Source organism: Bradyrhizobium cosmicum (genome assembly GCF_007290395.2).
Taxonomy (GTDB): domain Bacteria; phylum Pseudomonadota; class Alphaproteobacteria; order Rhizobiales; family Xanthobacteraceae; genus Bradyrhizobium; species Bradyrhizobium cosmicum.
Map to the genome: position 1 here is coordinate 1,301,627 of NZ_CP041656.2, position 23,421 is coordinate 1,325,047.

The following is a 23,421-nucleotide window of genomic DNA, read 5'->3' on the forward strand; positions in this document are numbered from 1 at the left end:
TTCCCGGGTGAGGGCGAGCTTTCGCCGTAAGCGGAAGCTCCCTCACTCCTGTTTTCAGGCTGCGCCGCTGTCCTGGTTGCGTTCGGCCAGCACGACGATCTTGTGCGGATCGCGCAGGATGATGCGCTGGCGGCCGCTCTCGACGAGACCCTGCTGTTCCCAGCCGCTCAGGATGCGGCTGACGGTGTGCAGCGTGGTGCCGGTCATCTGTGCGATGTCCTGACGGCTGATCGGGAAGTCGATCTCGATGCCGTGATCGAGTTTCTTGCCGGACTGCTTGGCCAGACGCAGCAGCGCATGCGCGACGCGCTGCTCGACCTGCTGGGTCGACATCTCCAGGATGCGGGTGTGGCTCTCCTGCAGCCGCGTGCCGACGGTCTGCATCGTGTTGGCGGCAAGCGCCGGAAACCGTTCAATCAGTCGCGGCCAGGCCGAGGTCGGCCAGATCAGCACCACGCTGTCGTCGACCGCCAACGCCGTCGCCGGGTAGTGCGCGGCGCCGATCGCCATCGCCAGCCCGAACGTCTCGCCGGGCGCGACATAGCGCACCACGATCTGCTCGCCGGTCGGCGTGGTCTTGGCCGCGCGGACATGGCCGTGCAGCAGCAGGAAGAAGGATTGCGCGTCGGCGCCCTGCTCGAAGATGGCGGTGTTCTTAGGGTAGCGCGCCGAACGCGCCTCGCGCAGGATCTCGTCGAGATCGTCCGGCTTGACGCCTTCGAACAGCGGCAAATGCGCAACCAGCGATGTGTCGACCTTGGCCATTCTGCCTCCTTGGCGCTCGGGAGTGTGATGACACCTGCAATCGTCCTGGTGTTTGCGATAGCGCAAAACGGATCGGCGGGGCGGCAGTATTTTTCCAGCCAACGGTCTGAATTCACAGGAGTTGCTTCCATGGCTGGCGCTCGACCCCGCAAATTTGAGGGCTGGCCGCTGTTTGCGAACAGCTTTCGGCCCTTTTTCCTGCTCGCAGCGATCCAGGCAGGGCTGTCCATCCTGGCCTGGTTGCCAATGTTCTACGGTGAATTGTCGGTGGCATCCGCTTTCGCGCCGCGTGACTGGCACGTTCACGAAATGCTCTTTGGTTTCCTGCCGGCGGTGATCACGGGATTCCTGTTCACAGCGATTCCGAACTGGACCGGGCGGTTGCCGATTCAGGGGACGTCGCTGGGTGCGTTGCTGATGGTGTGGCTCGCCGGTCGTCTCGCGGTGACGTTGTCCGCGGATATTGGCTGGGCGTTCGCGCTTGCTGTCGATGCCGCGTTCCTGGCGCTGGTCGTCGCCGCCGCCACGCGTGAAATCATCGCGGGCGGCAATTGGCGCAATCTGCCCGTGGTGGTGCTCGTGCTGGTGCTGCTCGCCGGCAATGTTGCCTTTCATCTCGAGGCGCATTTCGAAGGCGCGGCCGATGTCAGCATCCGCGTCGGCATCGGCGTGGTGGTGCTGATGATCTCGCTGATCGGCGGCCGCATCATCCCAAGCTTCACCCGCAACTGGCTGGTCAAGTTCAATCCCGGCCGCCTGCCGGTGCCGTTCGGACGGTTCGACGGCGCGGTGATTGGATGCAGCGCGCTCGCGCTCGTTGCGTGGATCGTGGCGCCGTTGAATGTGGTCACCGGCGTGGTGATGGCCTTGGTCGGGGTGCTGCATCTGGTGCGGCTCGCGCGCTGGGCCGGCGATCGCACCACGCGGGAACGCCTGCTGCTGATCCTGCATGTCGGTTATGTCTTCGTGCCGCTCGGTTTCATCCTGCATGCCTTGGCTGTCTTCGGTGTGCTGCTGCCGAGTGCCGGCATCCATGCCTGGATGGCGGGCGCGGCCGGAACCATGACGCTCGCGGTGATGACGCGCGCGAGCCTCGGCCACACCGGACAGGCCTTGACGGCCTCGCCCGCGACGCAGGGAATCTACGCCGCGATCATCATCGCGGCGCTGGCGCGCGTCGCTGCGGTGGCGTTGCCGGCGCACAGCGATGTGCTGCTGCACGTCGCCGCCTGCGGCTGGGTCGTCGCGTTCCTCGGCTTTGCGATCGCATTCGGCCCGCTCCTCGCCGGCAGCCGCCGACGCGCACTTGCCATCATGGGCGTGCCCGCCCCGGCGCGCTGAGGTTAAGCCGCGGTCGCGGAGGGGAGGCCGGCCGGCTTTGCCAGCGGTCGCACGCCCTTACGCCATGCGGTGATGGTGCAGCCGAACCGGCTGCGGAACCAGCGGGCCATTGCGCTCTGCGCGGAGAAGCCGAGCTGCACGGCAATGTCAGCCAGCGGCCGGCCGGGATCGTCGATCAACTCGACCACGAGGTCGGCGCGCTGCGCGTCGAGGATGTCCGAGAAGCTGGTACCGGCTTCGGCGAGATGACGGTGGATGGTGCGGCGGGTGCAGGCGAGGTGCTCGGCGACGCGCTCGACCGTGCAGTCGCCGCTTGCGAGCAGTCGGCGCACGACCTCGTCGACCTTCTCTTCCCAGCTTGCGGGCCGGTTCTGGATCGCCTCGATGCGCTTGCGCAGATAGCTCGCGATCAACGGATGCGCGCTCGGAATCCGGCGCTCCATGTCGTGCGCCGACAGCAGGATCGCATCTTCATCGGCATTGAAGGCGACGTGGCAGCCGAAAAAGTCGCGGTAGCGTTTGCGGTCGCGTGGCGGCGGATAATGCAGATGGACCTCCAGCGGCCGCCAATCGCTGCCGAACAGCGACTGGATGATGCGATGGATGCTGCCCAGCGCCATGTCGATCGACTGGCGCGGCGCGCTCGGCTGCCGGCCGCGCAGATGCAGCGTGACGGTCACAGTCTGCTTGTTGCGGGTGATGTCGAGCTTCATGCCGTCGTGATGGACATGGATGAAGCGCGAGAACGCCTCGATCGCTTCGCCAACCGTGGCCTGCTCGCGCACGATCAGTCCGACTGCGCCGAAATTGGTCAGCCCGCCGCGCTCGGCGAGCCGCAAGCCGAAATCTTCGGCACCGGACGCCTCTGCCGACAACTCCAGCAGGCGACGCAGGCTGGCCACGGCAATGGGCGTATCGGGCTTGTCGAGGCAGGCCAGCGGCAACCTGACCTTGCGCATCATCTGTTTGGGGTCGAGCCCGACCGACCGGGCGACATCCGGGTAGTAGCTCAAGCCTGCGCTGCGAATGAGGTCGGTCATGCCACCGCTCCTGCCAGCCGTTTCCGCAGATGTCCCGAAATGTAAAGTTTCTGTCCCGATCCGTCAAATCCGGGAACAGGACGGAACATACATAAGGGAAAGCGAAGCACTTGGCGCGAATGCCGTGCTCCATGACGGCGCAGCAGGGCGGTGGGCCCCGCGGTCGTCTCTTACCATTTGACCAAGACATTATTGGATCGGGACTATGCCGGGGAACATGCTTTCCAAGGGTGAGGTATTCGTCATCGACACCGACGCCGCCTCCCGCGAACAACTGTCCACGGCGCTCCAGCAGGGCGCCTATGACGTGATTTGCTTCGCCGACGGTGCTTCGCTGTTGTCGGAAGCCAGGACACGGATGCCGGCGTGCGTGCTGCTGGAAATGCCGCCCGATCGTTCGGCGCTCGACGTGCTCAAGCGGCTGCGTGAAGAAAACTGCATGGCGCCGGTGCTGGTGACCTCGGCGAATGGCAGCATCGCCATGGCCGTCGACGCAATCAAGAGCGGCGCCGCCGACTTCATCGAGAAGCCGTTCCGCACCCACGACGTCGTTGATCGGATCGATGCCGCAATCGACGAATCCGCGCAGCCCGACTCCAGCCGGCAGCGCTGGTTGCCAGGCTGCGAGCCGCTGACCGAGCGCGAAGGCGACGTGCTCGAGCACCTTGCCGCAGGCCTCACCAACAAGGAGATTGCCCGGCGCATGCATCTGAGTGCACGGACGGTCGAAGGCTACCGCGCCAGCATCCTGAAGAAGGCCGGCGCGAGGAATGTGACAGATCTGCTCCGCCGTATCTTCGGCCAAGGCGCGCCCACCCAGGCTTAGGAATTCCGCCGCGGGACGATAGCACGTTCTGCGGCCTTGCTGCCGCCGCGGCGGCGCCCCACGGAAACCCTAATCGAACCAGTTCCTTCCCTGCCGCGTCCAACCATGTTGGCGAGGCATTTGATCGCGCGCGTCCGGCTGGCGGCGCGGCGAGACGGCAGGAGGGACTTTTATGCGCATCACCACAAAATGGATGGCAACGACAGGCCTGGTCTTGGTGACCACGGCATTCGCGTTGCCGTCATGGGCCGCCGACGTGGATACCAGTTCGGCCATCGACGCCGTCACGGTCTATCCGGATGGCGCCACCGTCACCCGCGTCATCGCGCTGGATCTAGCCTCCGGCGACAGCACGCTGGTCGCCAGGGATTTTCCGTTGTCGCTCGATCCGTCCTCCCTCCGGGTCGAAGGCGAGGCGGGCGCCAAGCTTACCATCGGCACGATCGACGCGCGGCCGCCGCGCGCGGCGCCGCCGGTCAACCTGCCCGAGCTCGACAAGCGCATCGAAGCGCTGAAGGACCAGCGCGCCGACCTGCAAGGCACGATCGATTCCGCAAATGCGCGGCGCAAATTCGCACAACACTTTGCCGAAGCCTCTCCCGCCGGTCTCGGCGACAAGGGCGAGGCGCGGCCCATCACCGAATGGCGCGCGGCCTTTGCTGCGGTCGCCGAGGAAATCGCGACCGCCGACACCGCGATCCGCGATGCCGCGCGAAAGCAGCGCGAGATCGATCGCCAACTCGCGCAGCTCGAAGCCGAGCGCTCCGCCAAGCCGCCGAGCAAGCTCGAGGTGCGGATCGACGTTGCTTCGGCCGCTGCAACGAAGGCGACACTGCGGGTCACCTATGCCGTGCGCAACGCGCGCTGGATGCCGCTCTATGATGCCCGGCTCGACACCGGCGCCAAGGACCGCAAGCCGCAGCTCGAGCTGGTCCGCCGTGCCGAGGTCACGCAATCGACCGGCGAGGACTGGTCCAACGTCACGCTCGGCGTCTCCACGGTTCGCATCGCCCGAGGCGGCAGCGCGCCGGAGTTGGGCTCGCTGGTGGCGCAATATCCGCAACCGCCGAGGCCAATGGCGCTCGGCGCAGCCTCAGAGCTGGCTCGGCCCGCCCCAATGACGCGTCAAGCACAATCGCCCGCCATGGCCAAAGTCGCGGACGCGCTCGAGCGCGTCGACGAGCAGCAGGCCATTGCGGAGATCGGCGACTTCCAGGCCACCTTCAAGATTCCCGGTCGTGTCAGCCTTGGCGCCGCCGACGGCGCCAAGGCCCTGCGCATCGGTTCGATGAACGTGCCTGCCGATCTTGCGGTGCGCGCCGCGCCGGTGATGGACCCCACCGCCTTCCTCGAAGCCAGCTTCAAGCAGACGGATGAGGCAGCGCTGCTGCCGGGCAAGGTCGCGATCTATCGTGACGGCGTCTTCGTCGGTCGCGGCAAGATTTCGGCCTCGGCCAAGGACGATATCGTGCGGCTCGGTTTCGGTGCCGACGACAAGATCAAGATCGAACGCGCCGTGCTCAAGCGCAACGAAGGTTCGGCCGGCCTGCTCGTCACGACGTCGAAGACCGACGAGCGATCGTTCAAGACCACCATCCGCAACGGTCACGACTTCCCGATCAAGGTCGCGATCGAGGATCAGCTGCCGGTCAGCGAGAACGAGGACATCGTCGTCGAGATGCTGCCCGCGACCACGACGCCGACCGCGAGCAACATCCGCGACAAGCGCGGCGTGCTGGAATGGTCGTTCGATGCCAAGCCAGGCGAGGTCAAGGATATCAACTTCGCCTGGCGCATCCGCTGGCCGAAGGACAAGAGCATGGTGATCGTGCCGGCGGGGTAGACTGCCAGCCACGCAGGAAGTGCGCTCCCTCTCCCGCTTGCGGGAGAGGGCCGGGGTGAGGGCTCTTTCCTCTGGGGGAGTCTTCGTTGTTGAAACACCCTCTCCCCAGCCCTCCCCCGCAAGCGGGGGAGGGAGCGCACCGTCACAGCGGTTGCACCACCGCCCGCATCGACTGCGGCAGCACGTACGGCACGCCGTCCTCGGCCTGGTGCACCACGGCGTCGATCTCGAAGATGTCGCGGATGGTCTTGCTCGTGACGACGTCCGCACGCGGACCGTCGGCGGCGAGCCTGCCTCCGTTCAGCACGACAAGCCGGTCGGCGAAGCGGATCGCCAGGTTGAGGTCGTGCAGGATCGCGATCACGGCGGTGCCGCCGGCCGCGCGGCGGCGTGCGGCCTCGACGAGGTCGATCTGGTGGCGCAGATCGAGGCTCGAGGTCGGCTCGTCCAGCAGCAGCAGTCCCGGCCCGTGCTCGGCCTCGCCGCAGGAGAGCTGCACCAGCACGCGGGCAAAATGAGTGCGCTGCTGCTCACCGCCCGACAGCGTCGGCAATTGCCGTTCGCGAAAATGCTCCAGTCCCACCTCGTGCAGCGCGGCGTCCACCAGCCCGCCCGCCTCACGCAGGCTGCGATCGCCCGCGCCCATCAGCACGATCTCCTCGACGGTGAAGGGGAAGCTGACATTGATGTGCTGGGACAGCATCGCGCGCCGCGCCGCGAGCTCGCGCGGCTTGAAGCTGCCGATATCGCGTTGCTTCAGCCGCACCTCGCCCGCGTTCGGGCGGAGATCGCCGGAGAGCATCCGCAGCAGCGTCGACTTGCCGGCGCCGTTCGGGCCGATGATGGCGACCATCTCGCCGGCCCCCACAACCAGGCCGACGCCGTCGAGCAGCATCGCGCGGCCGGCGCGCTTGCTCAGGTTTCGCGCTTCGATCACGGCGCTCATAGCGAGGCGAGCCCGCGCTGCCGCAGCAGGATGCCGAGGAAGACCGGCGCGCCGACCGCGGCGGTCAAGATGCCGATCGGCATTTCCGCCGGCGCCACGATGGTCCGCGCCAGCGTGTCGGCGCCGACCATGAGGGTGGCGCCTGATAGCACCGAGGCCGGCAGCAGCAGCCGATGGGTGGGGCCGATGACGAGGCGCAACAAATGCGGCACGACGATGCCGACGAAGCCGATCACGCCGCTGATCGACACCGCGACCCCGGTCATGGCGGAGACCATGACGATCGAGATGCGCTTGAGACGTTCGACGTCGACGCCGCCGTGAAAGGCGTCGGCTTCGCCGAGCACCAGCAAGTCAAGGCCGCGCGCAATGTACGTGCAGGCGCCAAGCCCGATGACGAGGACCGGTGCAAGCACGGCTGCCTTGGTCCAGGTGGCCCCGCTCATCGAGCCCAGCATCCAGAACGTGATGTCGCGAAGCTGGCGGTCATCGGCGATGAACACCAGCAAACCGATTCCGGCATTGGCGATGGCGGTGATGGCGACGCCGGCCAGCAGGAAGATCGCGATCGAGGTTCGCCCGGCGCGGCTCGATATGCCGTACAGGAGCGCGGTGGTGACCAATGATCCCGCGAAGGCCGCCAGCGGCAACAGCTCGGTTTGAAGGAATCGGAAGGCCTCGCCAAAGCGCGAGTCGGTGAAAACGATCGCGCTTGCAGCCGCGAGCGCGCCACCGCTGGAGACGCCGACCAGGGCGGGGTCGGCGAGCGGATTGCGGAACAGCCCCTGCATGATCGCGCCGGCCGCGGCGAGCAGGCCGCCGACCATTGCGGTTGCCGCGATCCGGGGAATGCGGATCGACCACAGCACGAGCTGGTCGCGGGCCGTCATGGCATTCGCGGCGGCGTCCGAGACGAGGCCCAATGCTGCAGGCAATCGCGAGAGTGGAATGCCCGCCGCACCGACGGTGAGGGCAACGATCCCTGTGGCTGCGAGCGCCGCAAGCAGCACCGGAATTGCGATCGCAGCGGACCGTCGTCCTGTGCCGCTCATTGCCGGCAATTCGCCGCCGACAGGGACGAGGCGAACGTGCCACCCTGACCGGCCAATGCCGGATAGAGCTTGACGGAGAGGTCGCGTGCCGCCGCGGCCGTCCGCGGCCCGAAGCCGAGCAGATAGAGTCCGTCCATCGCAATGAAACTCTTGCTGGCGGCGACCGGTGTCAGTGCAAAGCCGGGATGGGTGTAGACCGCATCGGCCTGCAGCGAGTCCTTGCCGCGTTCGATCGACAGCACGACATCGGGTCTGGCCGTCACGATCGCCTCGTCTCCGATATTCTTGTAGCCGTCGTAATCGTCGACCGCGTTGATGGCGCCGGCGAGCTGGATGATTTCGTCGGCCGCAGTCTTGTGGCCTGCGACCATCGCCCGCCCGTTCAGAAGCGACATCACGAACATCACACGAACCGGCTTCGTGACCTTGGCGCGCAGCGCGCGGAGCTGCGCCAGATCGGCGTCGACCGCCGTCGCCAGGCACTCGGCACGCCCATCGACACCCATGGCGTGACCGACCAGCTTGATTTTTTCGATCAGGCCTTGCTCGGAGAAGGTCTCCGGCACCAGCACCAGCGGCACCTTCGCCGTCTCCAGAATGTCCATGGTCTCGCGCGGGCCCGCTCCCTGGATCGCCAGGATCAGCGTCGGGTTGAGGCCGAGCACGCCCTCGGCCGAGATCTGGCGCATGTAGCCGACATTGGGTTTGTCGTGCAGCGCCGCCGCCGGATAGAGGCTAGTGGTGTCGACGCCGACCAGCCTGCTTTCGAGCCCGAGCGCATAAAGGATCTCGGTGATGGCGCCGCCGATCGAGACCGTCCGCGCGGCGTCGGCAACGGTGACATCGCGATTGCGCGCGTCATGCACGGTGATGCCGGCAGCCTGCGCGGCGGAGGCGAGCGCGACCGTGCCCGATAACAGGAGGTTTGCGAGGGTGCGACAAAATGTCATTGCAGGTTACTTCGTCAGGATCAGCTTGTTCTGCAAGGTCAGGCGAAGGCGATAATTGTCCCCGCCATGCGCGATGATGATCTCGCGCTCGATCGCAAACAGCTCGCGGCTGTCGATCCGGCTGCCCTGCATGGTGAGAGTTCGCGTTGTTGCAGAAGGACTTTGTGCCGGCCCTGCTGCATCGTCGCTGCTGTCTCCTGATGTTGCCGACATGATGGGTGTGATGCGCTTTCGAAATTTCAGATGCTGCTTGTTTGTATAAGCGGCGGCGGGCGCATTCCAACGGCGACAATTTACAATCGATATAAACTGCAACCTTGCGACATTGACCGCCTGAGTGTTGCCACGTAACCAATTATGGCCGTGGACCGCTTGTCCGCGTGTCGAGAAAATCAGCCAGCCAGTCGTTCGCCTTGCGGACGCACGCCAGCCAACAGACGTCAAAACTAAAGTGAAGTGCAGGCTGGGGCTGATATGGCTGACGGGGCTAGGTATTCGCGCGCGCTGATTTTGGGCGCGTCGGTGGTCGCAATTGCGGCGGTGTCGCCGGAGAGCGGTTTCGCGCAGACGGTCGATCAAGCCGCGCAGTCGGCCAAGCCGGCGAAGCCCAGGCAGGCCAAGCGCAAGCCCGCCAAGCCGCAAGCCGATCAACAGCAGGCGAGCTCCAGCGTCTGGGATGCGCGCGCGCAGGCGATCGTCGGTCTCCAGGCGCTCGACACGATCACGGCCGCGGCTTCCAAGACCGAAGAGCGCGCGGTCGATGCGCTCGCACCGGTCAGCGTCGTGACGTCGGCGCAGATTGAAGGCCATCAGGCCAGCACGATCGGAGATCTCATCTACAACGTACCCGGCGTATGGGTTCAGAATCGCGGCGACGAGCCGTCGACTTCGATCAATATCCGCGGCTTGCAGGATTTCGGCCGGGTCGCCGTGGTGGTCGACGGCGCGCGGCAGAACTATCAGCGTACGGGCCATTTCGCCAACGGCTCGTTCTTCCTCAACCCCGAGCTGGTCAGTGGCATCGACATCGTTCGTGGTCCGACCGCGAACATCTACGGGTCCGGCGCGATCGGTGGCGTGGCGTCGTTCCGCACCAAGGACATCGAGGATGTCGTGCGCGCGGGCGAGCGTTGGGGCGTCGACATGAAGACGGTGGTCGGCAGCAACTATGGCCGTGCACTCGGCTCGGCCTTCGGCGGCGTTCACGTCAACCCGAACGTCGACGTGTTCGCGGGGGGCACCTACAGCACCCAGGAGAACTACAAGGACGGGACCGGCTATGAAGTTGCCAACACCGGCAACAGGCTTTCGAGCGGCATCGCCAAGCTGACGCTGCGGCCTGCCGATGGCCACGAGGTCAAGCTCGGAACCATCTTCCAGGAAGACCTCTACACCGTGGGTCAGCCGCCGCGGAAGGCGGGCGATCCCAACTCGACCAACGCGAACGGCACCAACAATCTTGGCGGCACGTCGATCTACAAGTCCGACGTGAAGAACTACACCACGACGCTCGGCTGGAAGTACAATCAGCCCGACGATCAGTTGTTCGACTGGGATTCGAAAATCTACTGGAATCGTACCGAGAACGACCAGGTCAAGACCGCACATACCAGCACCACGCCGTCGGCTTATTGCGGTGGCGTGCCCGGCAACCCGGTGTCCGGTTGTATCGGCAGCACGCGCGGATACCTGCTCGATACCTATGGCATCGATCTGCACAACACCTCGCGCTTTGTGACCGGCGACTGGCGCCACGCAGTCACTTACGGCCTCGACGCGTTCCAGGATCAAGTCTCGTCGCGGGATACGACCGGAACGTCCGAGATCACGACGCCTGGCGGCAAGCGGACGGTTTCCGGCGGCTTCGTTCAGTGGAAGACCAACTACACCTCCATGCTCGAAGTGATCAGCGCGCTGCGTTACGACAACTATCAGCTCTCGTCGGGCTCGACCTCTTCGAGCGGCGACCGGTTGTCGCCGAAGATCACGGTCGCGCTGGTCCCGACCGCGGTCGTCACGCCTTACGTCAGCTATGCCGAGGGCTATCGTGCGCCGTCGATCACCGAGACGCTGATCACCGGTTCGCATACCTCGGCCTCTCCCTTCGACGCGTTCTTCCGCTGCCCGTCCGGTACGCCGGGCCCCGGCGCGGACTCCACGTTCTGCTTCGTTTCGAATCCGAACCTGCGGCCGGAGGTCGGTAAGAACAAGGAGATTGGCTTCAATCTGAAGAAGAACGATCTCTTCGTCGCGGGCGACACGTTGCGCGGAAAGATCAACATATTCCGCAACGACGTCGAGAACTTCATCGACCTGGTCAATTACGGAGCGCCGCTGGGCGGGCCGGGCGGGCCGATGCCCTTCTATCAGTATCAGAACATTGCCGAGGCGCGCATCCAGGGCTTCGAAGCCGAGACGATGTACGATGCCAATCTCTGGTTCTTCGGCCTGTCCGGCACCTACCAGAACGGCAAGAACGTGCAGACGGGATTTGGTCTCTCCAGCATTCCGCCGCAGAAGATCACCACGACGGCCGGTGTACGCCTGCTCGACCGGACGCTCATCCTCTCGATGATGTGGACGTCGGCGATCGCCAACACGGATATTCCGACCAACTACCTGCCGGCCACCTCTTACGATCTCGTCAACCTGTATCTCCAGTATCAGCCGACGCGGGATCTCACGCTCAACTTCTCGGTCGAAAACTTGTTGAACCAGTACTACCGGCCCTACGCACTTCCCGCCGGCAGCACGACCGACACGCAAAACGATGTCAAATGGGCGAGCGCCGGTGCGGGCCTCGTGGTCAAGGGAGGTCTGAAGTACCACTTTGGCGGCATCTAAGTTGTACGCCGACGACCCCACGCGGGGACGCCGTATGACCTCCAGAGCCACGCTGATGTCCCAGCGTGGCTTCGGTGCGTTCAGAAACAACCGGTCGGCATTCGCCGATCAACAAGACTGACAGGAGAAGATCGAATGTTTATCGCGATGAACAGATTCCAGGTGAAACTCGGCTCGGAAGCGGCGTTCGAGACCGTCTGGCGCACCCGCGAGTCCTATCTCGGGAATATGGCCGGCTTCGTCGAATTCCATCTGCTCAAGGGGCCGGTGCACGAGGACCACACGCTATATTCTTCGCACACGATGTGGGCCGACAAGGCAGCCTTCGAGGCCTGGACGCGCTCGGAGGAATTCCGCCGCGCTCATGCGCGCGCCGATAACAGGACCGGTGAAAGCCTTTATCTCGGCCACCCCAATTTCGAGGGGTTCGAGGTCATCATGACCGAAGGCAAGGCGAACGCGGCGGCCTGAACTCGCCGAAGGAGCCGGACATGCTGAGCACCGATCTCGCCGACCTCAAGACGTACATGGCCGATAATCCCGGCGCGGTGATCGAGGACGTCGCGCGTGAGCGCAAGGTCTCGTCGCGGGCGGTGATCGAAGCGTTGCCGCCGTCGATGGTGCGCATTGGCAGCGGCGAGCATTTCGCCGCCGCCATGCAGGACGTCGCGGAGTGGGGCGAAGTCACCCTGATCGTGCACACGGATGACGCGATCTTCGAGTTCACAGGCTCGATTCCGGCGGGCGAGATCGGCCGCGGCTATTTCAACCTGATGCAACCGAAGGGCCTGCACGGCCATCTCCGCCACGAGCGCTGTGCAGGCGTTGCCTTCGTCGAGCGCCCCTTCATGGGCAAGAGTTCGGCCTTCGTCGCGTTCGTCAATGCCGACGGTGGCATCATGTTCAAGGTCTTCGTCGGCCGCGACGAGACCCGGGCGTTGCGGGGTGACCAGCTCGCGCGGTTCCGGCAGCTTGCGGACCGGATCGCGGCGTAGCGCCTTTCTGTCTGTCGGGAGATCAGGATGCAAAGCAATTTCGGGCTTCGGCGAATGATCGTGACAATCGCGCTGGCCTTCGCGCCGGCGCCGGCCTTCGCGATCGACGAAGCGCTGTTGCCGCGCAATCTGTCGCCGTGGGGCATGTTCATGGGCGCCGACATCGTCGTGAAGGCGGTGATGGTCGGCTTGGCCTGCGCCTCGCTGGCGACGTGGACCGTGTGGCTTGCCAAGTCCATCGAGTTGCGCCGCAAGGGCGCGCGTGCCCTGCAGCGGACGCGCGCGCTCGAAGGCAATATCAGGCTGACGGAGGCGGCAGGCCGGGTCGGCGACGCACACGACGCGGTCGCTCAGCTGATTCAGTCCTGCGCAAAGGAGGCCGAGCTGTCCGGCGGTGTCATCGAAGACGGTCTCCAGGAGCGGGTTGCGCTCCGGCTGGAGCGGGTCGAGGCGGCAATGTCGCGGCAGATCGCGCGCGGCACCGGCGTGCTCGCGACCATCGGCGCCACCGCCCCGTTCGTCGGCCTGTTCGGGACGGTCTGGGGCATCATGAACGCCTTCATCGGCATCTCCGAGAGCCACACCACGAGCCTTGCCGTGGTCGCGCCCGGTATCGCCGAAGCGCTGCTCGCCACCGCGCTCGGACTCGTTGCCGCGATTCCGGCGGTGGTGATCTACAATCATCTCGTCCGCGGCATCGCCAATTACCGTGCACTGCTCGGCGATGCCTCGGCGCAGCTCATGCTGCTGGTCAGCCGCCAGCGTGACCACCGAGAGTTCCGCCTGGCGCGGGCGGCGGAGTAGGCCATGGCCGCGAAGCTCGGCGCAGGTTCGGGATCGCCGCTGAAGCGCGGCGTCCCTGATGATCTCGACGTCACCCATGAGATCAACGTCACGCCGTTCATCGACGTGATGCTGGTGCTGCTGATCATCTTCATGGTGGCCGCCCCGCTCGCCACCGTCGACATCGGCGTCGAGCTGCCCGCGACCGCCGCCGAGCCGGCGCCGCGCCCGGACAAGCCGGTGTTCGTCACCGTGAAACCGGATCTTTCGGTTGCCGTCGGCGAGGAAGTCGTTGGCCGCGATGCGCTCGGCACCTCACTCAACGCCGCCACCAGGGGCCGCAAGGACGAGCGCATCTATCTGCGCGCCGACAAGGCCCTCTCCTATGGCGACCTGATGGAGGTGATGAACGCCTTGCGTAATGCCGGCTACCTGAAGGTCGCTCTGGTCGGCCTTGACGGGCGCAGCTGATGGCCGCGAACGCCTTTGCCCTGCACGAACCGCTCGGCGAGCGTGAGGGAGCACGTTGGGGCGCTTCGACCGTAGTGATCGTGGCGCTGCACATTGCCGCCGCGCTGCTGGCGATGAGCTGGCTCAGATCGCAACCCGAGCAGGGCGTGATTCTTCCGGCGATCATGATCGACATGTCGCCGGTGACCTCGGCCCCACAGTCGACGCAGACCGATATCGCACCGGGACCGGTGATGCAGGAGGCCGATGCCTCGCCGCCGGAGCCTGTGCAGCAGCAGGCCGTCGAGGAAACCATCGCGCCGACCCCGCCGCAGGAGAAGCCGGACGTGGTGGCGCCGCCGGAGCAGAAGCTCGAGCCGACACCTTCCAGGCCTGAGCCGCGAAGATCGTGCCGGTCGAAAAGCCGACACCGGTGAAGCCGAAGGTGGTTCGCCGAGAGGCCAAAAAACCGTCGGAGGCGACGCCCGCGCCGCGCACCAGCGCGCCGCCGCTCGCCGAGAGCGAGGCGCCGATGGCGTCAGCCATGAGCGCCGGCGCGGCGGCGTCCGTGATCGCGTCATACAATCAACGCGTCCGCGCCCATCTGATGCGTTTTCACCAGTACCCGTCCGGGGGCGGCGGCGCGCGCGGCGTTGCGAGGCTGAGCTTCACGCTCAGCCGCAGCGGTCAGGTCACATCCAGCCGCATCGGTGGCTCCTCCGGCGTCGCCGCCTTCGACGCCCAGGCCATGTCGATGATCCGCCAGGCCTCACCGTTTCCGCCAATCCCGGAAGGAATCAAGAACGGCGCGATGAGCTTTTCGATCCCGGTGGAGTTTACGGTGCGGTAGTGGTCTTCTTCACTTCGCCCCGCTTGCGGGGAGAGGTCGGATTGCATCGAAGATGCAATCCGGGTGAGGGGGACTCTCCGCGAGTCCGTTTGTTACCGTCCCTGCGGAGACTCCCTCTCACCCCAACCCTCTCCCCGCAAGCGGGGAGAGGGAGAAGAGAGAGCGTCCCTATTTCGCCTTCAGGAAGTCCGCGACCTCCAGCAGCATGAACTCGTCGTCGTCAGCCTTGTTGGGATCGCGGCTGGACGAGAACGGCAAATTGTTGTCGTTGCCGACGATGATGTGGGTCTCGTCGACGCGGTCGACGTTCTCAATGGTGAAGAACGGGAAAGTGTAGACGCCGTCATTGAGGGGCTTACGCGCCTTCTTGTCGGGATCCCTGATCTTCATCAGGTCGATATAGCCGATCTTGCGCACGGGCTTGCCGACATTGGCGTCGGTGAGCTCGATCTTGTAGACGCGCTTGAACTTGGCGAGATCAGGGAAGCAGTTCTCGCCCCGCTGGCCCTGCCGGCAGGCCTTGTCGGCGGTACCTTCGCCGTTGTCGCGCTCGATGATCAGGCCGCTTGTCGGGTCGATCATGTTGAAGTCGCCGATGGCGTTGCCGTTCTGCTCGAACACATACTGCCAGTACCGGCCGGTAAACTTCTCGGCGGCGACGTCGAATTCGAGGATGCGGGAGGCTTCCTTGCCGTCGACCTTCTCCCAATCCTTCTTGTCGGCGTCCCACAGCGGGCCCTCGAGCAGGCCGTAGAGGAACTTGCCGTCCTTCGACGATGCGAAGCCCTCATAGCCCTTGGAGCGGCGGAGGTTGACGTTGGTGTAGGTCGCGCCAGGTGCGCCCGGGGTCCCGACCGCCCAATTATCGGGCGAGCGCACCGGCTTGCCGTCCGCGACCGTCTCGAACACGCCGAGGATCTTGCCGGTCTTGTCGGCCTTCAGGATATAGGGGCCGAACTCGTCGCCGATCCAGAAGACGTCGCCGATGATCTGGAAACCTTCGGTGTCGAAGTCGGAGCCGGTGAGGTAGCGCTTCGCCGTGTCCTCGTGGACGATGCGGAACGGCACCTTCTTGTCGGGATCGTGCAGGAAGATGGTCTCCTGGCGCTCGATCTTGCCGCCCGCCCAATCCATTTTGTAGCGGTTGAGATACAGCATCGAATCCGGCGAGTTGGCGCGCGCGCCCATGCCGTTGTCGGTGATCACCCAGTAGCTGCCGTCGGGCATGTGCTTGATGCCGGAATGGCCCTGCAGCGGCTGTCCCTTGAACGGCAGCGACACGCCGGTCGGGCGCTCATACGACTTGCCCATCACGGTGCCGAGCGCGTCGACGCGCTTGCCGGTGGTGTATTTGCCGGAGGTCTTGAGATCGGCGGGGGCGTCGGCCGGTGCGTCGATGAAGGTCGCGGCCGGCATCACCACGTGGCCGGCGAGCTTGGCCGGGAATTCGCCCTCGGTCTGCGCAAGCGCCGTGCTCGCGGTGAGAATGATCGTTGCGACGGAAGCGAGAAAAGTCGCGCGCATGTGCGTCTCCTGTTGGCGGAGATCGTCTTATGCGGATCGCGTGTTGCAGTTTTGTGAAATCGGACGAAAGGCCGCAGCCGCCGGTTATTTTCTTGGCGCAGTCGACGCAGGCACCGGTATCTCGAAGCTGACGGTCTTGCTGTCGATCACGCGGTGCGTGGGATCGGCCAACTCGAACAGAACCTTGTGCGGCCCCGGGGGCAGACCGACCACGATCACGGTCTCGCCACTGGCGTCGACAAAATGCCAGGGTGCATCGTCGACCGTGATATGGAGATGGCCGATACGCGGCGACACGTCGAGCGCGCCCTTGCCGAACACCGGCACGACGCGGAGATTCTCCGTGGCGTACTGGATGAAGACGAGCCCGTGCGCCAGTTGTTCGGCCATCGGCGGATCCACGATCAGGCGGGCGGGCGCCTGATTCTCGATTGCAACCAATGGAGAGGGCCCGCGTATGTCGCGGGCGCTCTGGGCGATGGCCGCCGATGCAAACAGCGTGGAGGCCGCCAGAACGGCCATGACGTCGAGGGCGACATTCATGATCGTTCTCTCGGTGCCATCAGGCAATCTTGCGAGCGAGGAAGTCGCGGATCAGGGGAGTGACCTCGTCGAACCTGTCCTCGAGCAGGAAATGGCCTGAGTTGACCAGGTGAAACTCCACCTGCGGCAGGTCGCGCTTGTAGGGATGGGCGCCGTCGGCAGGGAAGATGAAATCATTCTTGCCCCAGACGATCAATGTCGGCGGCTGGTGTTTACGGAAATAGGCCTGCACCGCGGGATACAGCGGCAGATTGGTCCGGTAATCGTAGAACATGTCCATCTGGATCTCGCTGTTGCCCGGACGATCGAGCAACGCCTGATCCTGCACCCAGTTGTCGGGTGAGATGCGGCTCACGTCGGACATGCCGTCGGTGTACTGGAATTTGGTCGTCTCCAGCGTGACCAGCTTCATCAATGCCTGTCGGCTCGCGTCAGACCCGTCGGCCCAGTATTTCTTGATCGGATCCCAGAACTCCTTCAGCCCCTCGTCATAGGCATTGCCGTTCTGCACGATCAGCCCGGTGATGCGCTCGGGATTCTTGAGCGCCAGCCGCCATCCGACGGGCGCGCCGTAATCCATCACATACATCGCATAGCGCTTCACGCCGAGCTGGTCGATCAGGCCGCCGACCAGTTCACCGAAGCGGTCGAACGTGTACTTGAAGGTCGCGCGCGACGGCATCTCGCTCTGGCCGTAGCCGGGATAGTCGGGAGCGATTACGTGGTACTTGTCGGCTAGTGCCGGGATCAGGTTGCGGAACATGTGCGAGGAGGTCGGGAAGCCGTGCAGCAGCAGGACCACCGGTGCATCCTTCGGTCCGGCTTCGCGGTAGAAGATATTGATGCCATCGACGGTCGCGGTTCGATGGTAGGTGACCGGATAGGCGCTGCCGGCGGTCTGCTCGTCACGCTCCGGCTTCGCGGATGCTGCCGTCGAAGCAACTGCGACAGCTGCTCCGGACAACCCCAGAACGAGACGGCGTCGATCGAGCAGCGCGGGCGCGCGTGTGGTCTCTGCGATTTTCATGTCAATGTCCTTTCAAAACGATCATTTCGCCGGCGGCAGCGAGCGTTTGTTCAAACGCCCTGGTAGACCAGCCGGGTGAAGAAGCCGGGATCGATCACGAACTGCCCCCATATCGCGTCGAACGCCGCTGTCGGCTTCGCCGCAACGGTTTCGTCCCGCGTTCGCCCCTGCTTCTTGAGCCGGGCGACGTTGTCGCGGATTCCGACGAGCATGTCGCGAAACGCCTGGAACTCCGCTTTGTTACCGACCGGCTTGCCATGCCCGGCGATGACGATCGTGTCCTTGTCCATCGCCGCGAGATTGGCGTCGCATGCGTTGATCATCCCGTCGATGCTGCCGCCGGTCGAATAGTCGATGAACGGATAGATGCCGTTCCAGAACATGTCGGCGACGTGAACGACGTTGGCGTCCGCGAAGGTGACGGAGATGTCGCTGTCGGTGTGGGCAGGTCCGAAATATTTCAGGCCGATCGAGGTTCCGTTGAGCTTGAGCGTGTGGCTGCTGGCAAAGACGTCACTCGGGATGCCGCCCGCGCCGAGCGGAAGGAAATTGTAGTCCCAGTCCTCGACGCGCTCGACGTGGAGGAGGTGCTTGCGGGTGTTTTCCTGCGCGATGATCTTGGCGCCGGCTGAATGCAGCCATTCGTTGCCGTCGGCGTGGTCGAAATGCCAGTGGGTGTTGACGAGATGGGTGACGGGATCGGCGCCCAGATCGGCCAGCGCCTTGGTGAGCTGGGGACGCGAGACGCGGATGCCCGCATCGATCAGCAGCTTGCCGTCAGAGCCGGTGAGAACGGCGATATTGCCTCCAGAGCCTTCGAGCACGCTGATATTGCCGCGCAGCTTGTACGTCGTGATGGGCGACGTCGCCGCGCTGTCCTTGATCAGGCTGACGATGCCTCGCGCTTCGGCGTAGGCTTGCCTCGGGGTAAGCCATCCCGAAGTGGCGGCGGACGCAGCGGCGCCGACGCAACACAGGCAGAAACCGCGACGGGATAACGAGGGGAGCTTTGGCGAACGCATGCAGTTTTCGCTTTCTCGAGCGACAATCGACGGCGCCAATGATCGACCCCGCTGTCAGGATGCAGCGTGAGGCCAATGCAGCATGCGGTCTATCACGATAGCACGATCGGTTGCGATCGCGCGTGGTGCGCTACTCCTTCACCGCGCCGGTCAGCGAGGACACGTAATAGTCCACGAACAGCGAGTAGAACACCGCGACCGGCAGCGAGCCGAGCAGCGAACCGGCCATCAGCGCGCCCCACTGATAGACGTCGCCGGTGACGAGTTCGGTCAGGATCGCGACCGGCACGGTCTTGTTGGCGCCGCTCTGGATGAAGGCGAGCGCGTAGATGAACTCGTTCCAGGACAGCGTGAAGGAGAAGATGCCGGCCGAGATCAGCCCGGGCACCGCGAGCGGCAGCGTGATCCGGCGCAGGATCTGCAGCCGCGTGGCGCCGTCGACCAGCGCGCATTCCTCGAGCTCGTAGGGGATCGACTTGAAATAGCCGATCAGCAGCCAGGTGCAGAACGGCACCAGGAAGGTCGGATAGACCAGGATCAGCGCCATCGGCGAGTCGAACAGGCCGAACTGTACCACGACGGTGGCGAGCGGAATGAACAGGATCGACGGCGGCACCAGATAGGCGAGATAGATGCCGAGGCCGACATAGGGACTGCCGCGGAAGCGCAGGCGCTCGATCGCGTAGGCAGCCAGCGTGCTCGCGATCAGCGACAGCGTGGTCGAGCCGATCGCGACCAGCATGGTCGTCCACAGCCAGCGCGGATAGGCGGTGTTGAACAGCAGGTGCTTGATGTGCGCCAGCGTCGGCGAGGTGATCCAGAACGGATTGTGCTCCTTGTAGTTCAGCAGCTCCGCGTTCGGCTTGAACGAGGTGATTGCCATCCAGTAGAACGGAAACAGCAGGATCAGCACGAAGCAGCCGAGCGGCAGGTAGATCATCATCAGCCGCCGCAGCCCGGAATCCCAGGCCATGGTGTCGGGGGCGGCCTTGGCGTCGGCGACGGATGGTTGCGCGACGGTGTCAGTCATTGCTTTCTCCCTGCTGCCATTTGCGGCGCGCCAGGCCGAAGTACGAGAACAGCGTCGCGAACACCAGGAACGGGATCATCGACACTGCGATCGCGGCGCCTTCGCCGAGCTCGCCGCCGGCAATGCCGCGCTGGAAGGCGAGGGTGGCCAGCAGGTGGGTCGAATTGACCGGTCCGCCGCGTGTGATGGCGTAGACCAGCTGAAAGTCGGTGAAGGTGAAGATGATCGAGAACGTCATGACGATGGCGAGGATCGGCATCATCATCGGGAACGTGATGTAGCGGAAGCGCTGCCAGGCGCTGGCGCCGTCGAGCATCGCGGCCTCGTAGAGCGAGGGCGAGATGGTCTGCAGGCCCGCCAGCAGCGAGATCGCGACGAACGGAATGCCGCGCCAGATATTGGCGGCGATCAGCGAGAAGCGCGCCGGCCAGGGCGAGCCGAGGAAGTCGACATTGCTCGTCCGCCAGTGCAGCACGTCGACCAGAAGGTAGGAGATGATCGAGAACTGCGGATCGTAGATCCACCAGAACGCCAGTGCCGAGAGCACCGTCGGCACGATCCAGGGCAGCAGGATGATCGCGCGCAGCAGGCTCTTGAACGGAAAATGGTTGTTGAGCAGCAGCGCAAGCCAGAATCCGAGCGCGAACTTCCCGAAGGTCGCGATCCCCGTATAGATCACGCTGTAGAACACCGCGTTCCACCACAAGGGATCGGTGAGCAGATACTGGAAATTCTCGAAGCCGACGAAGACGCCGCGGCGCCCGATCGTGGTGTCGGTGAAGGCGAGCCAGATGCCTAGGCCGAGCGGATAGGTCAGGAACACCGCGAGCAGTCCGATCGCAGGCGCGAGGCACATCACGATCAGGAACGGCTTGTAGTCGAACAGCCGGATCAGCCAGGACGGCTGCCGGTGCGCCAGCGCAGGAGAAGAGAGGGTGGTCACGGACATCGGGTGGTTGTCCTGTTCCAGAAAATCACTCCACCGTCATTGCGAGGAGCTCTTGCGACGAAGCAATCCAGACTGCATCCCGAAGGGGTTCTGGATTGCTTCGCTTCGCTCGCAATGACAATCTCTACCGGTTCTGCCTGCGGAAGTACCGCTTGCAGCGCTGCTCCGCCTCGGCGGCCGCGGCTTCCGGCGTCGCCGCGCCGGTCGCGACCGAGGCGAACATCTGCACCGTCACATAGTCCGCGCGAACCGCGCCCGTGGCCGTCGAAATCGGACCCTTGTAGCCGGCGTAATAGGTGCTGTTCATCGTGTCCTTGAAGATCGCAACCTTGGGATCGCCCTTCCACACCGCCGAATCGGCATAGGCTGCGAGCGACTGTGACCAGTAGCCGCTGTTGGCATTGAGCCACGGCTCGTACTGATCCTTCTCCAGCATGAACAGCAGGAAGGCCTTTGCTGCATTCGGATACTGGCTGTGCTTGAACACCATGGCGTTCAGCGTCAGCCCCGACATTGGCGAAATCGGCGCGAAGAACTTCGGCAACAGCTGATGTTCGGAATCTTCGGCAATTGCGGCCAGCGCCGGGTCGTTCTTGAGCGAGAAATACAGCGAGACGCCGTTGGCGGTGAGCCCGATTTCCTGTGAGGAGTAGGCGCGGTTGTTGCTGACGTCGTTCCAGGATGGCGTACCGGCGATGAAGGTCGGATAGAGCTCCTTGACATAATTCAGCGCCGCGATGGTTTCCTTGCTGTTGATGGTGACGTTGCCTTCCTCGTCCAGCAGCGAGGAGTTGTGCGACCACATCATCCAGTCCGCAAAGCCGTTGCCGTCGCCTACCGCATTGCCCAGCGCGAAGCCGGCGGGCTTGCCGGCCTTCTGCAGCTTCTTGCAGAGATCGAGGAACCCGGCCGGGTCTTCCGGCGCCTTGTCGAAGCCGACGGATTTGAGAACTGACTTGCGATAGATCAGGGGACCGGCGGTGGCGCCGAACGGAAGCCCGATCCAGGTATCGCTCTTGGCCTTCTTGCCGTAGGCCTTGGCGAGGTTCTGCCAGCCGCCATACTTCTTGCCGAGATAGTCGGCGACGTCTGTGAGTTCGACCAGCTTGTCGACATAGATGTGCGGCGCATCGGAGAAGCCGATGATGATGTCGGGACCGGCGCCGGAATTCGAGGTCACCGCGGTCTGCTGGTTGATGTCTTCCCAGCCGACGAAATCGACCTTGATCTCGACCCCGGTCTCCTTGGTGAATTTGGCTGCATTGGCGCGGAACACGTCTTCGTCGGCCTGGACGAAGCGGACCGGCCGAAGCATGCGCAGGGTCGCGCCCTTCTCGATCGCCAGTTTCGGGGCGGGGACGTCCGCCGCCTTGATCGCGGATTGGGCGTTGGCCGGAGCACCGGTTGCCGCGATCGCGGCAGCGGACAGGCCCAGCGCCAAGGCATCACGACGTGTGATGTCGTTCCTCATCAGTTCCTCCCTATGATGTGTCCCTTCCCGGCGTTGGTCGCCGGTGAAGGGTCGTTCCGGTCTCGGGCGCGTTGTGCGCCGCCCGCCTCAGCTGTTCGGCCCGCGGTCCATGCTGACGGGCTGCCAGCGGCGGAGCGCGGTGCTCTGCAGCACCGACGGATTGACGCAGCTTACCGGCCACATGCCCTGCAGCACCAGTGACAATTCGTAGCCCACCCGGCGCTTGCGCGCCTCGTCGAACCGTGCCGAGGCCGAGGCGACATGGGCGGTCAGGGTCACGTTCTCCATGCCGAGGATGGGATTGTTGTGCGAGGGCGGCTCCTTCTCCAGCACGTCGAGGGCGGCGTGCGCGATCCAGCCTTCCTGCAGCGCCTTGACCAGGCTTTCCTCGTCCACGGTGGCGCCGCGGCCGGTGTTGATGAACACCGAGCCCTTCTTCATCTGCCTAAAGTGCTTCTCGGTCAGCATGTGATGCACTTCGGGCCGGGCAGGGGCGTGCATCGAGACGAAATCCGATTGCGACAGCACCTCGTTCAACGTCGCCGGGATCACGCCGTGGTCCCACATCAGCGTTTCCTGAATGAAGGGATCATAGGCCATCATGCGCAGGCCGAAGGGTGCGGCGCGCTTCGCAACTGCACGCGCCACGCGGCCGAACGAGATGAAGCCGAGCGTCTGACCCATCAGCCGCGGGATCTTCAGCAGCGCCGGCCGGCCTTCGGCCCAGCGCCCGTCGCGCGCCATGCGGTCCTGCTCGACCAGGCGGCGGAAGCCGGCCAGCAGCAGCATCATGGCATGGTCGGCGACCTCCTCGATGAAGGTGTCGGGGATGTTGGTGACGGGAATGCCGCGGGCGGTCGCGGCCTTCACGTCGACGCTGTCGACGCCGACAGAGCCGAGCGTGATGACCTTGCAATTGTCCAGCGCGTCGATGATCGACTTGGTGATGGGGATGCCCTTGGCGTAGATGGCGTCGGCGGTCCTGGCGGCGGCGATGAATTCGGCCTCGCTCGCGGGGGCCTCGATGATCTCGGCATCGATCGGATCGAGCGCTTCGCGCTCATAGGAATAGTCGCTGCCCGCGACCGTGAAGCTCGCGCCCTTCGGCGTCACCACCCTGTATTTCGGCATGTCCTGCTCCCGATTTGGTTTGTCGGTTCTTGTTGTGAC

The 23,421-nt window shown here is 64.6% G+C and carries 24 protein-coding genes; 10 read left to right on the plus strand and 14 right to left on the minus strand.

From position 1 onward, the window contains the following. Positions 1 to 54: 54 nt before the first annotated feature. Positions 55 to 765, minus strand: a complete 711-nt coding sequence (locus FNV92_RS06015) for a Crp/Fnr family transcriptional regulator (protein WP_143841721.1) — start codon at positions 763 to 765, stop codon at positions 55 to 57. A gap of 129 nt (positions 766 to 894) precedes the next feature. Between FNV92_RS06015 and FNV92_RS06020 the strand changes: the two genes are divergently transcribed. After that, positions 895 to 2,106, plus strand: a complete 1,212-nt coding sequence (locus FNV92_RS06020; RefSeq protein WP_143841720.1) for an NnrS family protein — start codon at positions 895 to 897, stop codon at positions 2,104 to 2,106. Between the two features lie 2 nt (positions 2,107 to 2,108). Here the strand turns inward: FNV92_RS06020 and FNV92_RS06025 are convergent, their stop codons facing one another. Then, positions 2,109 to 3,146 carry an AraC family transcriptional regulator gene (locus tag FNV92_RS06025; protein WP_143841719.1) on the minus strand — a complete coding sequence of 346 codons (1,038 nt, stop codon included), beginning with the start codon at positions 3,144 to 3,146 and terminating at the stop codon, positions 2,109 to 2,111. 205 nt (positions 3,147 to 3,351) lie between these two features. Here FNV92_RS06025 and FNV92_RS06030 point away from each other — a divergent pair, with 205 nt between their 5' ends. Both FNV92_RS06030 and FNV92_RS06035 read left to right on the plus strand, forming a co-directional pair. Beyond that, positions 3,352 to 3,972, plus strand: coding sequence for a response regulator transcription factor (locus FNV92_RS06030; RefSeq protein WP_143841718.1), 621 nt, complete (start codon positions 3,352 to 3,354; stop codon positions 3,970 to 3,972). Positions 3,973 to 4,144: 172 nt separating this feature from the next. Then, a complete protein-coding gene (locus FNV92_RS06035; protein WP_143841717.1) occupies positions 4,145 to 5,815 on the plus strand; it encodes a mucoidy inhibitor MuiA family protein in 1,671 nt (556 codons plus the stop codon). A gap of 142 nt (positions 5,816 to 5,957) precedes the next feature. Here the strand turns inward: FNV92_RS06035 and FNV92_RS06040 are convergent, their stop codons facing one another. The 4 genes from FNV92_RS06040 to FNV92_RS06055 are packed head-to-tail and all read right to left on the minus strand — an operon-like array spanning position 5,958 to position 8,976. Continuing rightward, positions 5,958 to 6,761: a heme ABC transporter ATP-binding protein gene (locus FNV92_RS06040; RefSeq protein ID WP_143841716.1), complete on the minus strand. Its 804-nt coding sequence runs from the start codon at positions 6,759 to 6,761 to the stop codon at positions 5,958 to 5,960. After that, complete coding sequence (locus FNV92_RS06045) at positions 6,758 to 7,813, minus strand: FecCD family ABC transporter permease (protein ID WP_014439860.1); 1,056 nt, start codon at positions 7,811 to 7,813, stop codon at positions 6,758 to 6,760. The genes FNV92_RS06040 and FNV92_RS06045 overlap by 4 nt, the downstream gene beginning before the upstream one ends. Further along, positions 7,810 to 8,763 (minus strand): heme/hemin ABC transporter substrate-binding protein, encoded by a 954-nt coding sequence (locus FNV92_RS06050; protein WP_143841715.1) that lies wholly within the window; start codon positions 8,761 to 8,763, stop codon positions 7,810 to 7,812. Before FNV92_RS06050 ends, FNV92_RS06045 begins: the two co-directional genes overlap by 4 nt. 6 nt (positions 8,764 to 8,769) lie before the next feature. After that, positions 8,770 to 8,976, minus strand: coding sequence for a hemin uptake protein HemP (locus FNV92_RS06055; RefSeq protein WP_244623809.1), 207 nt, complete (start codon positions 8,974 to 8,976; stop codon positions 8,770 to 8,772). A 261-nt stretch (positions 8,977 to 9,237) separates the two neighbouring features. Here FNV92_RS06055 and FNV92_RS06060 point away from each other — a divergent pair, with 261 nt between their 5' ends. The 7 genes from FNV92_RS06060 (at position 9,238) to FNV92_RS06090 (ending at position 14,685) form a co-directional block, all read left to right on the plus strand. Next, positions 9,238 to 11,607, plus strand: coding sequence for a TonB-dependent hemoglobin/transferrin/lactoferrin family receptor (locus FNV92_RS06060; protein ID WP_143841713.1), 2,370 nt, complete (start codon positions 9,238 to 9,240; stop codon positions 11,605 to 11,607). Positions 11,608 to 11,742: 135 nt separating this feature from the next. Beyond that, on the plus strand, positions 11,743 to 12,078 hold the full coding sequence (locus FNV92_RS06065; protein ID WP_143841712.1) for an antibiotic biosynthesis monooxygenase family protein: 336 nt from the start codon (positions 11,743 to 11,745) through the stop codon (positions 12,076 to 12,078). Positions 12,079 to 12,098: 20 nt separating this feature from the next. Then, entirely contained in the window at positions 12,099 to 12,602 is a 504-nt protein-coding gene (gene hutX, locus FNV92_RS06070; RefSeq protein WP_143841711.1) for a heme utilization cystosolic carrier protein HutX, read from the plus strand. A gap of 54 nt (positions 12,603 to 12,656) precedes the next feature. Further along, positions 12,657 to 13,406 (plus strand): tonB-system energizer ExbB, encoded by a 750-nt coding sequence (gene exbB, locus FNV92_RS06075; protein WP_244623764.1) that lies wholly within the window; start codon positions 12,657 to 12,659, stop codon positions 13,404 to 13,406. Between the two features lie 3 nt (positions 13,407 to 13,409). Then, positions 13,410 to 13,856, plus strand: coding sequence for a TonB system transport protein ExbD (gene exbD, locus FNV92_RS06080; protein ID WP_143841709.1), 447 nt, complete (start codon positions 13,410 to 13,412; stop codon positions 13,854 to 13,856). Further along, complete coding sequence (locus FNV92_RS06085) at positions 13,856 to 14,272, plus strand: hypothetical protein (protein ID WP_244623763.1); 417 nt, start codon at positions 13,856 to 13,858, stop codon at positions 14,270 to 14,272. The genes exbD and FNV92_RS06085 overlap by 1 nt, the downstream gene beginning before the upstream one ends. Beyond that, the gene (locus FNV92_RS06090; RefSeq protein ID WP_244623762.1) at positions 14,245 to 14,685 is read left to right on the plus strand and encodes an energy transducer TonB family protein; all 441 of its coding nucleotides are present in this window, start codon (positions 14,245 to 14,247) and stop codon (positions 14,683 to 14,685) included. Before FNV92_RS06085 ends, FNV92_RS06090 begins: the two co-directional genes overlap by 28 nt. Positions 14,686 to 14,853: 168 nt before the next feature. Here the strand turns inward: FNV92_RS06090 and FNV92_RS06095 are convergent, their stop codons facing one another. The 8 genes from FNV92_RS06095 to FNV92_RS06130 all read right to left on the minus strand — a co-directional run bounded on the left by FNV92_RS06095 (position 14,854) and on the right by FNV92_RS06130 (position 23,382). Then, complete coding sequence (locus FNV92_RS06095; protein ID WP_143841708.1) at positions 14,854 to 16,209, minus strand: esterase-like activity of phytase family protein; 1,356 nt, start codon at positions 16,207 to 16,209, stop codon at positions 14,854 to 14,856. 84 nt (positions 16,210 to 16,293) lie between these two features. Further along, on the minus strand, positions 16,294 to 16,752 hold the full coding sequence (locus FNV92_RS06100; RefSeq protein WP_143841707.1) for a DUF6130 family protein: 459 nt from the start codon (positions 16,750 to 16,752) through the stop codon (positions 16,294 to 16,296). Positions 16,753 to 16,771: 19 nt separating this feature from the next. Next, positions 16,772 to 17,779, minus strand: coding sequence for an alpha/beta fold hydrolase (locus FNV92_RS06105; RefSeq protein ID WP_143841706.1), 1,008 nt, complete (start codon positions 17,777 to 17,779; stop codon positions 16,772 to 16,774). Positions 17,780 to 17,829: 50 nt separating this feature from the next. After that, the gene (locus FNV92_RS06110) at positions 17,830 to 18,801 is read right to left on the minus strand and encodes an MBL fold metallo-hydrolase (RefSeq protein WP_143841705.1); all 972 of its coding nucleotides are present in this window, start codon (positions 18,799 to 18,801) and stop codon (positions 17,830 to 17,832) included. A 130-nt stretch (positions 18,802 to 18,931) separates the two neighbouring features. Next, a complete protein-coding gene (locus tag FNV92_RS06115; protein WP_143841704.1) occupies positions 18,932 to 19,831 on the minus strand; it encodes a carbohydrate ABC transporter permease in 900 nt (299 codons plus the stop codon). Further along, a complete protein-coding gene (locus tag FNV92_RS06120) occupies positions 19,824 to 20,780 on the minus strand; it encodes a carbohydrate ABC transporter permease (RefSeq protein ID WP_143841703.1) in 957 nt (318 codons plus the stop codon). The genes FNV92_RS06115 and FNV92_RS06120 overlap by 8 nt, the downstream gene beginning before the upstream one ends. Before the next feature lie 124 nt (positions 20,781 to 20,904). Continuing rightward, the gene (locus tag FNV92_RS06125) at positions 20,905 to 22,251 is read right to left on the minus strand and encodes an ABC transporter substrate-binding protein (protein ID WP_143841702.1); all 1,347 of its coding nucleotides are present in this window, start codon (positions 22,249 to 22,251) and stop codon (positions 20,905 to 20,907) included. Positions 22,252 to 22,338: 87 nt separating this feature from the next. Continuing rightward, entirely contained in the window at positions 22,339 to 23,382 is a 1,044-nt protein-coding gene (locus FNV92_RS06130; RefSeq protein ID WP_014439876.1) for a C-terminal binding protein, read from the minus strand. Positions 23,383 to 23,421: the final 39 nt, after the last annotated feature.

Bases quoted from the DNA above. Each gene is read 5' to 3' on its own strand.
- FNV92_RS06015 (WP_143841721.1), bottom strand. From the start codon at position 765: ATGGCCAAGGTCGACACATCGCTGGTTGCGCATTTGCCGCTGTTCGAA.
- FNV92_RS06020 (WP_143841720.1), top strand. From the start codon at position 895: ATGGCTGGCGCTCGACCCCGCAAATTTGAGGGCTGGCCGCTGTTTGCG.
- FNV92_RS06025 (WP_143841719.1), bottom strand. From the start codon at position 3,146: ATGACCGACCTCATTCGCAGCGCAGGCTTGAGCTACTACCCGGATGTC.
- FNV92_RS06030 (WP_143841718.1), top strand. From the start codon at position 3,352: ATGCCGGGGAACATGCTTTCCAAGGGTGAGGTATTCGTCATCGACACC.
- FNV92_RS06035 (WP_143841717.1), top strand. From the start codon at position 4,145: ATGCGCATCACCACAAAATGGATGGCAACGACAGGCCTGGTCTTGGTG.
- FNV92_RS06040 (WP_143841716.1), bottom strand. From the start codon at position 6,761: ATGAGCGCCGTGATCGAAGCGCGAAACCTGAGCAAGCGCGCCGGCCGC.
- FNV92_RS06045 (WP_014439860.1), bottom strand. From the start codon at position 7,813: ATGAGCGGCACAGGACGACGGTCCGCTGCGATCGCAATTCCGGTGCTG.
- FNV92_RS06050 (WP_143841715.1), bottom strand. From the start codon at position 8,763: ATGACATTTTGTCGCACCCTCGCAAACCTCCTGTTATCGGGCACGGTC.
- FNV92_RS06055 (WP_244623809.1), bottom strand. From the start codon at position 8,976: ATGTCGGCAACATCAGGAGACAGCAGCGACGATGCAGCAGGGCCGGCA.
- FNV92_RS06060 (WP_143841713.1), top strand. From the start codon at position 9,238: ATGGCTGACGGGGCTAGGTATTCGCGCGCGCTGATTTTGGGCGCGTCG.
- FNV92_RS06065 (WP_143841712.1), top strand. From the start codon at position 11,743: ATGTTTATCGCGATGAACAGATTCCAGGTGAAACTCGGCTCGGAAGCG.
- hutX (WP_143841711.1), top strand. From the start codon at position 12,099: ATGCTGAGCACCGATCTCGCCGACCTCAAGACGTACATGGCCGATAAT.
- exbB (WP_244623764.1), top strand. From the start codon at position 12,657: ATGATCGTGACAATCGCGCTGGCCTTCGCGCCGGCGCCGGCCTTCGCG.
- exbD (WP_143841709.1), top strand. From the start codon at position 13,410: ATGGCCGCGAAGCTCGGCGCAGGTTCGGGATCGCCGCTGAAGCGCGGC.
- FNV92_RS06085 (WP_244623763.1), top strand. From the start codon at position 13,856: ATGGCCGCGAACGCCTTTGCCCTGCACGAACCGCTCGGCGAGCGTGAG.
- FNV92_RS06095 (WP_143841708.1), bottom strand. From the start codon at position 16,209: ATGCGCGCGACTTTTCTCGCTTCCGTCGCAACGATCATTCTCACCGCG.
- FNV92_RS06100 (WP_143841707.1), bottom strand. From the start codon at position 16,752: ATGAATGTCGCCCTCGACGTCATGGCCGTTCTGGCGGCCTCCACGCTG.
- FNV92_RS06105 (WP_143841706.1), bottom strand. From the start codon at position 17,779: ATGAAAATCGCAGAGACCACACGCGCGCCCGCGCTGCTCGATCGACGC.
- FNV92_RS06110 (WP_143841705.1), bottom strand. From the start codon at position 18,801: ATGCGTTCGCCAAAGCTCCCCTCGTTATCCCGTCGCGGTTTCTGCCTG.
- FNV92_RS06115 (WP_143841704.1), bottom strand. From the start codon at position 19,831: ATGACTGACACCGTCGCGCAACCATCCGTCGCCGACGCCAAGGCCGCC.
- FNV92_RS06120 (WP_143841703.1), bottom strand. From the start codon at position 20,780: ATGTCCGTGACCACCCTCTCTTCTCCTGCGCTGGCGCACCGGCAGCCG.
- FNV92_RS06125 (WP_143841702.1), bottom strand. From the start codon at position 22,251: ATGAGGAACGACATCACACGTCGTGATGCCTTGGCGCTGGGCCTGTCC.
- FNV92_RS06130 (WP_014439876.1), bottom strand. From the start codon at position 23,382: ATGCCGAAATACAGGGTGGTGACGCCGAAGGGCGCGAGCTTCACGGTC.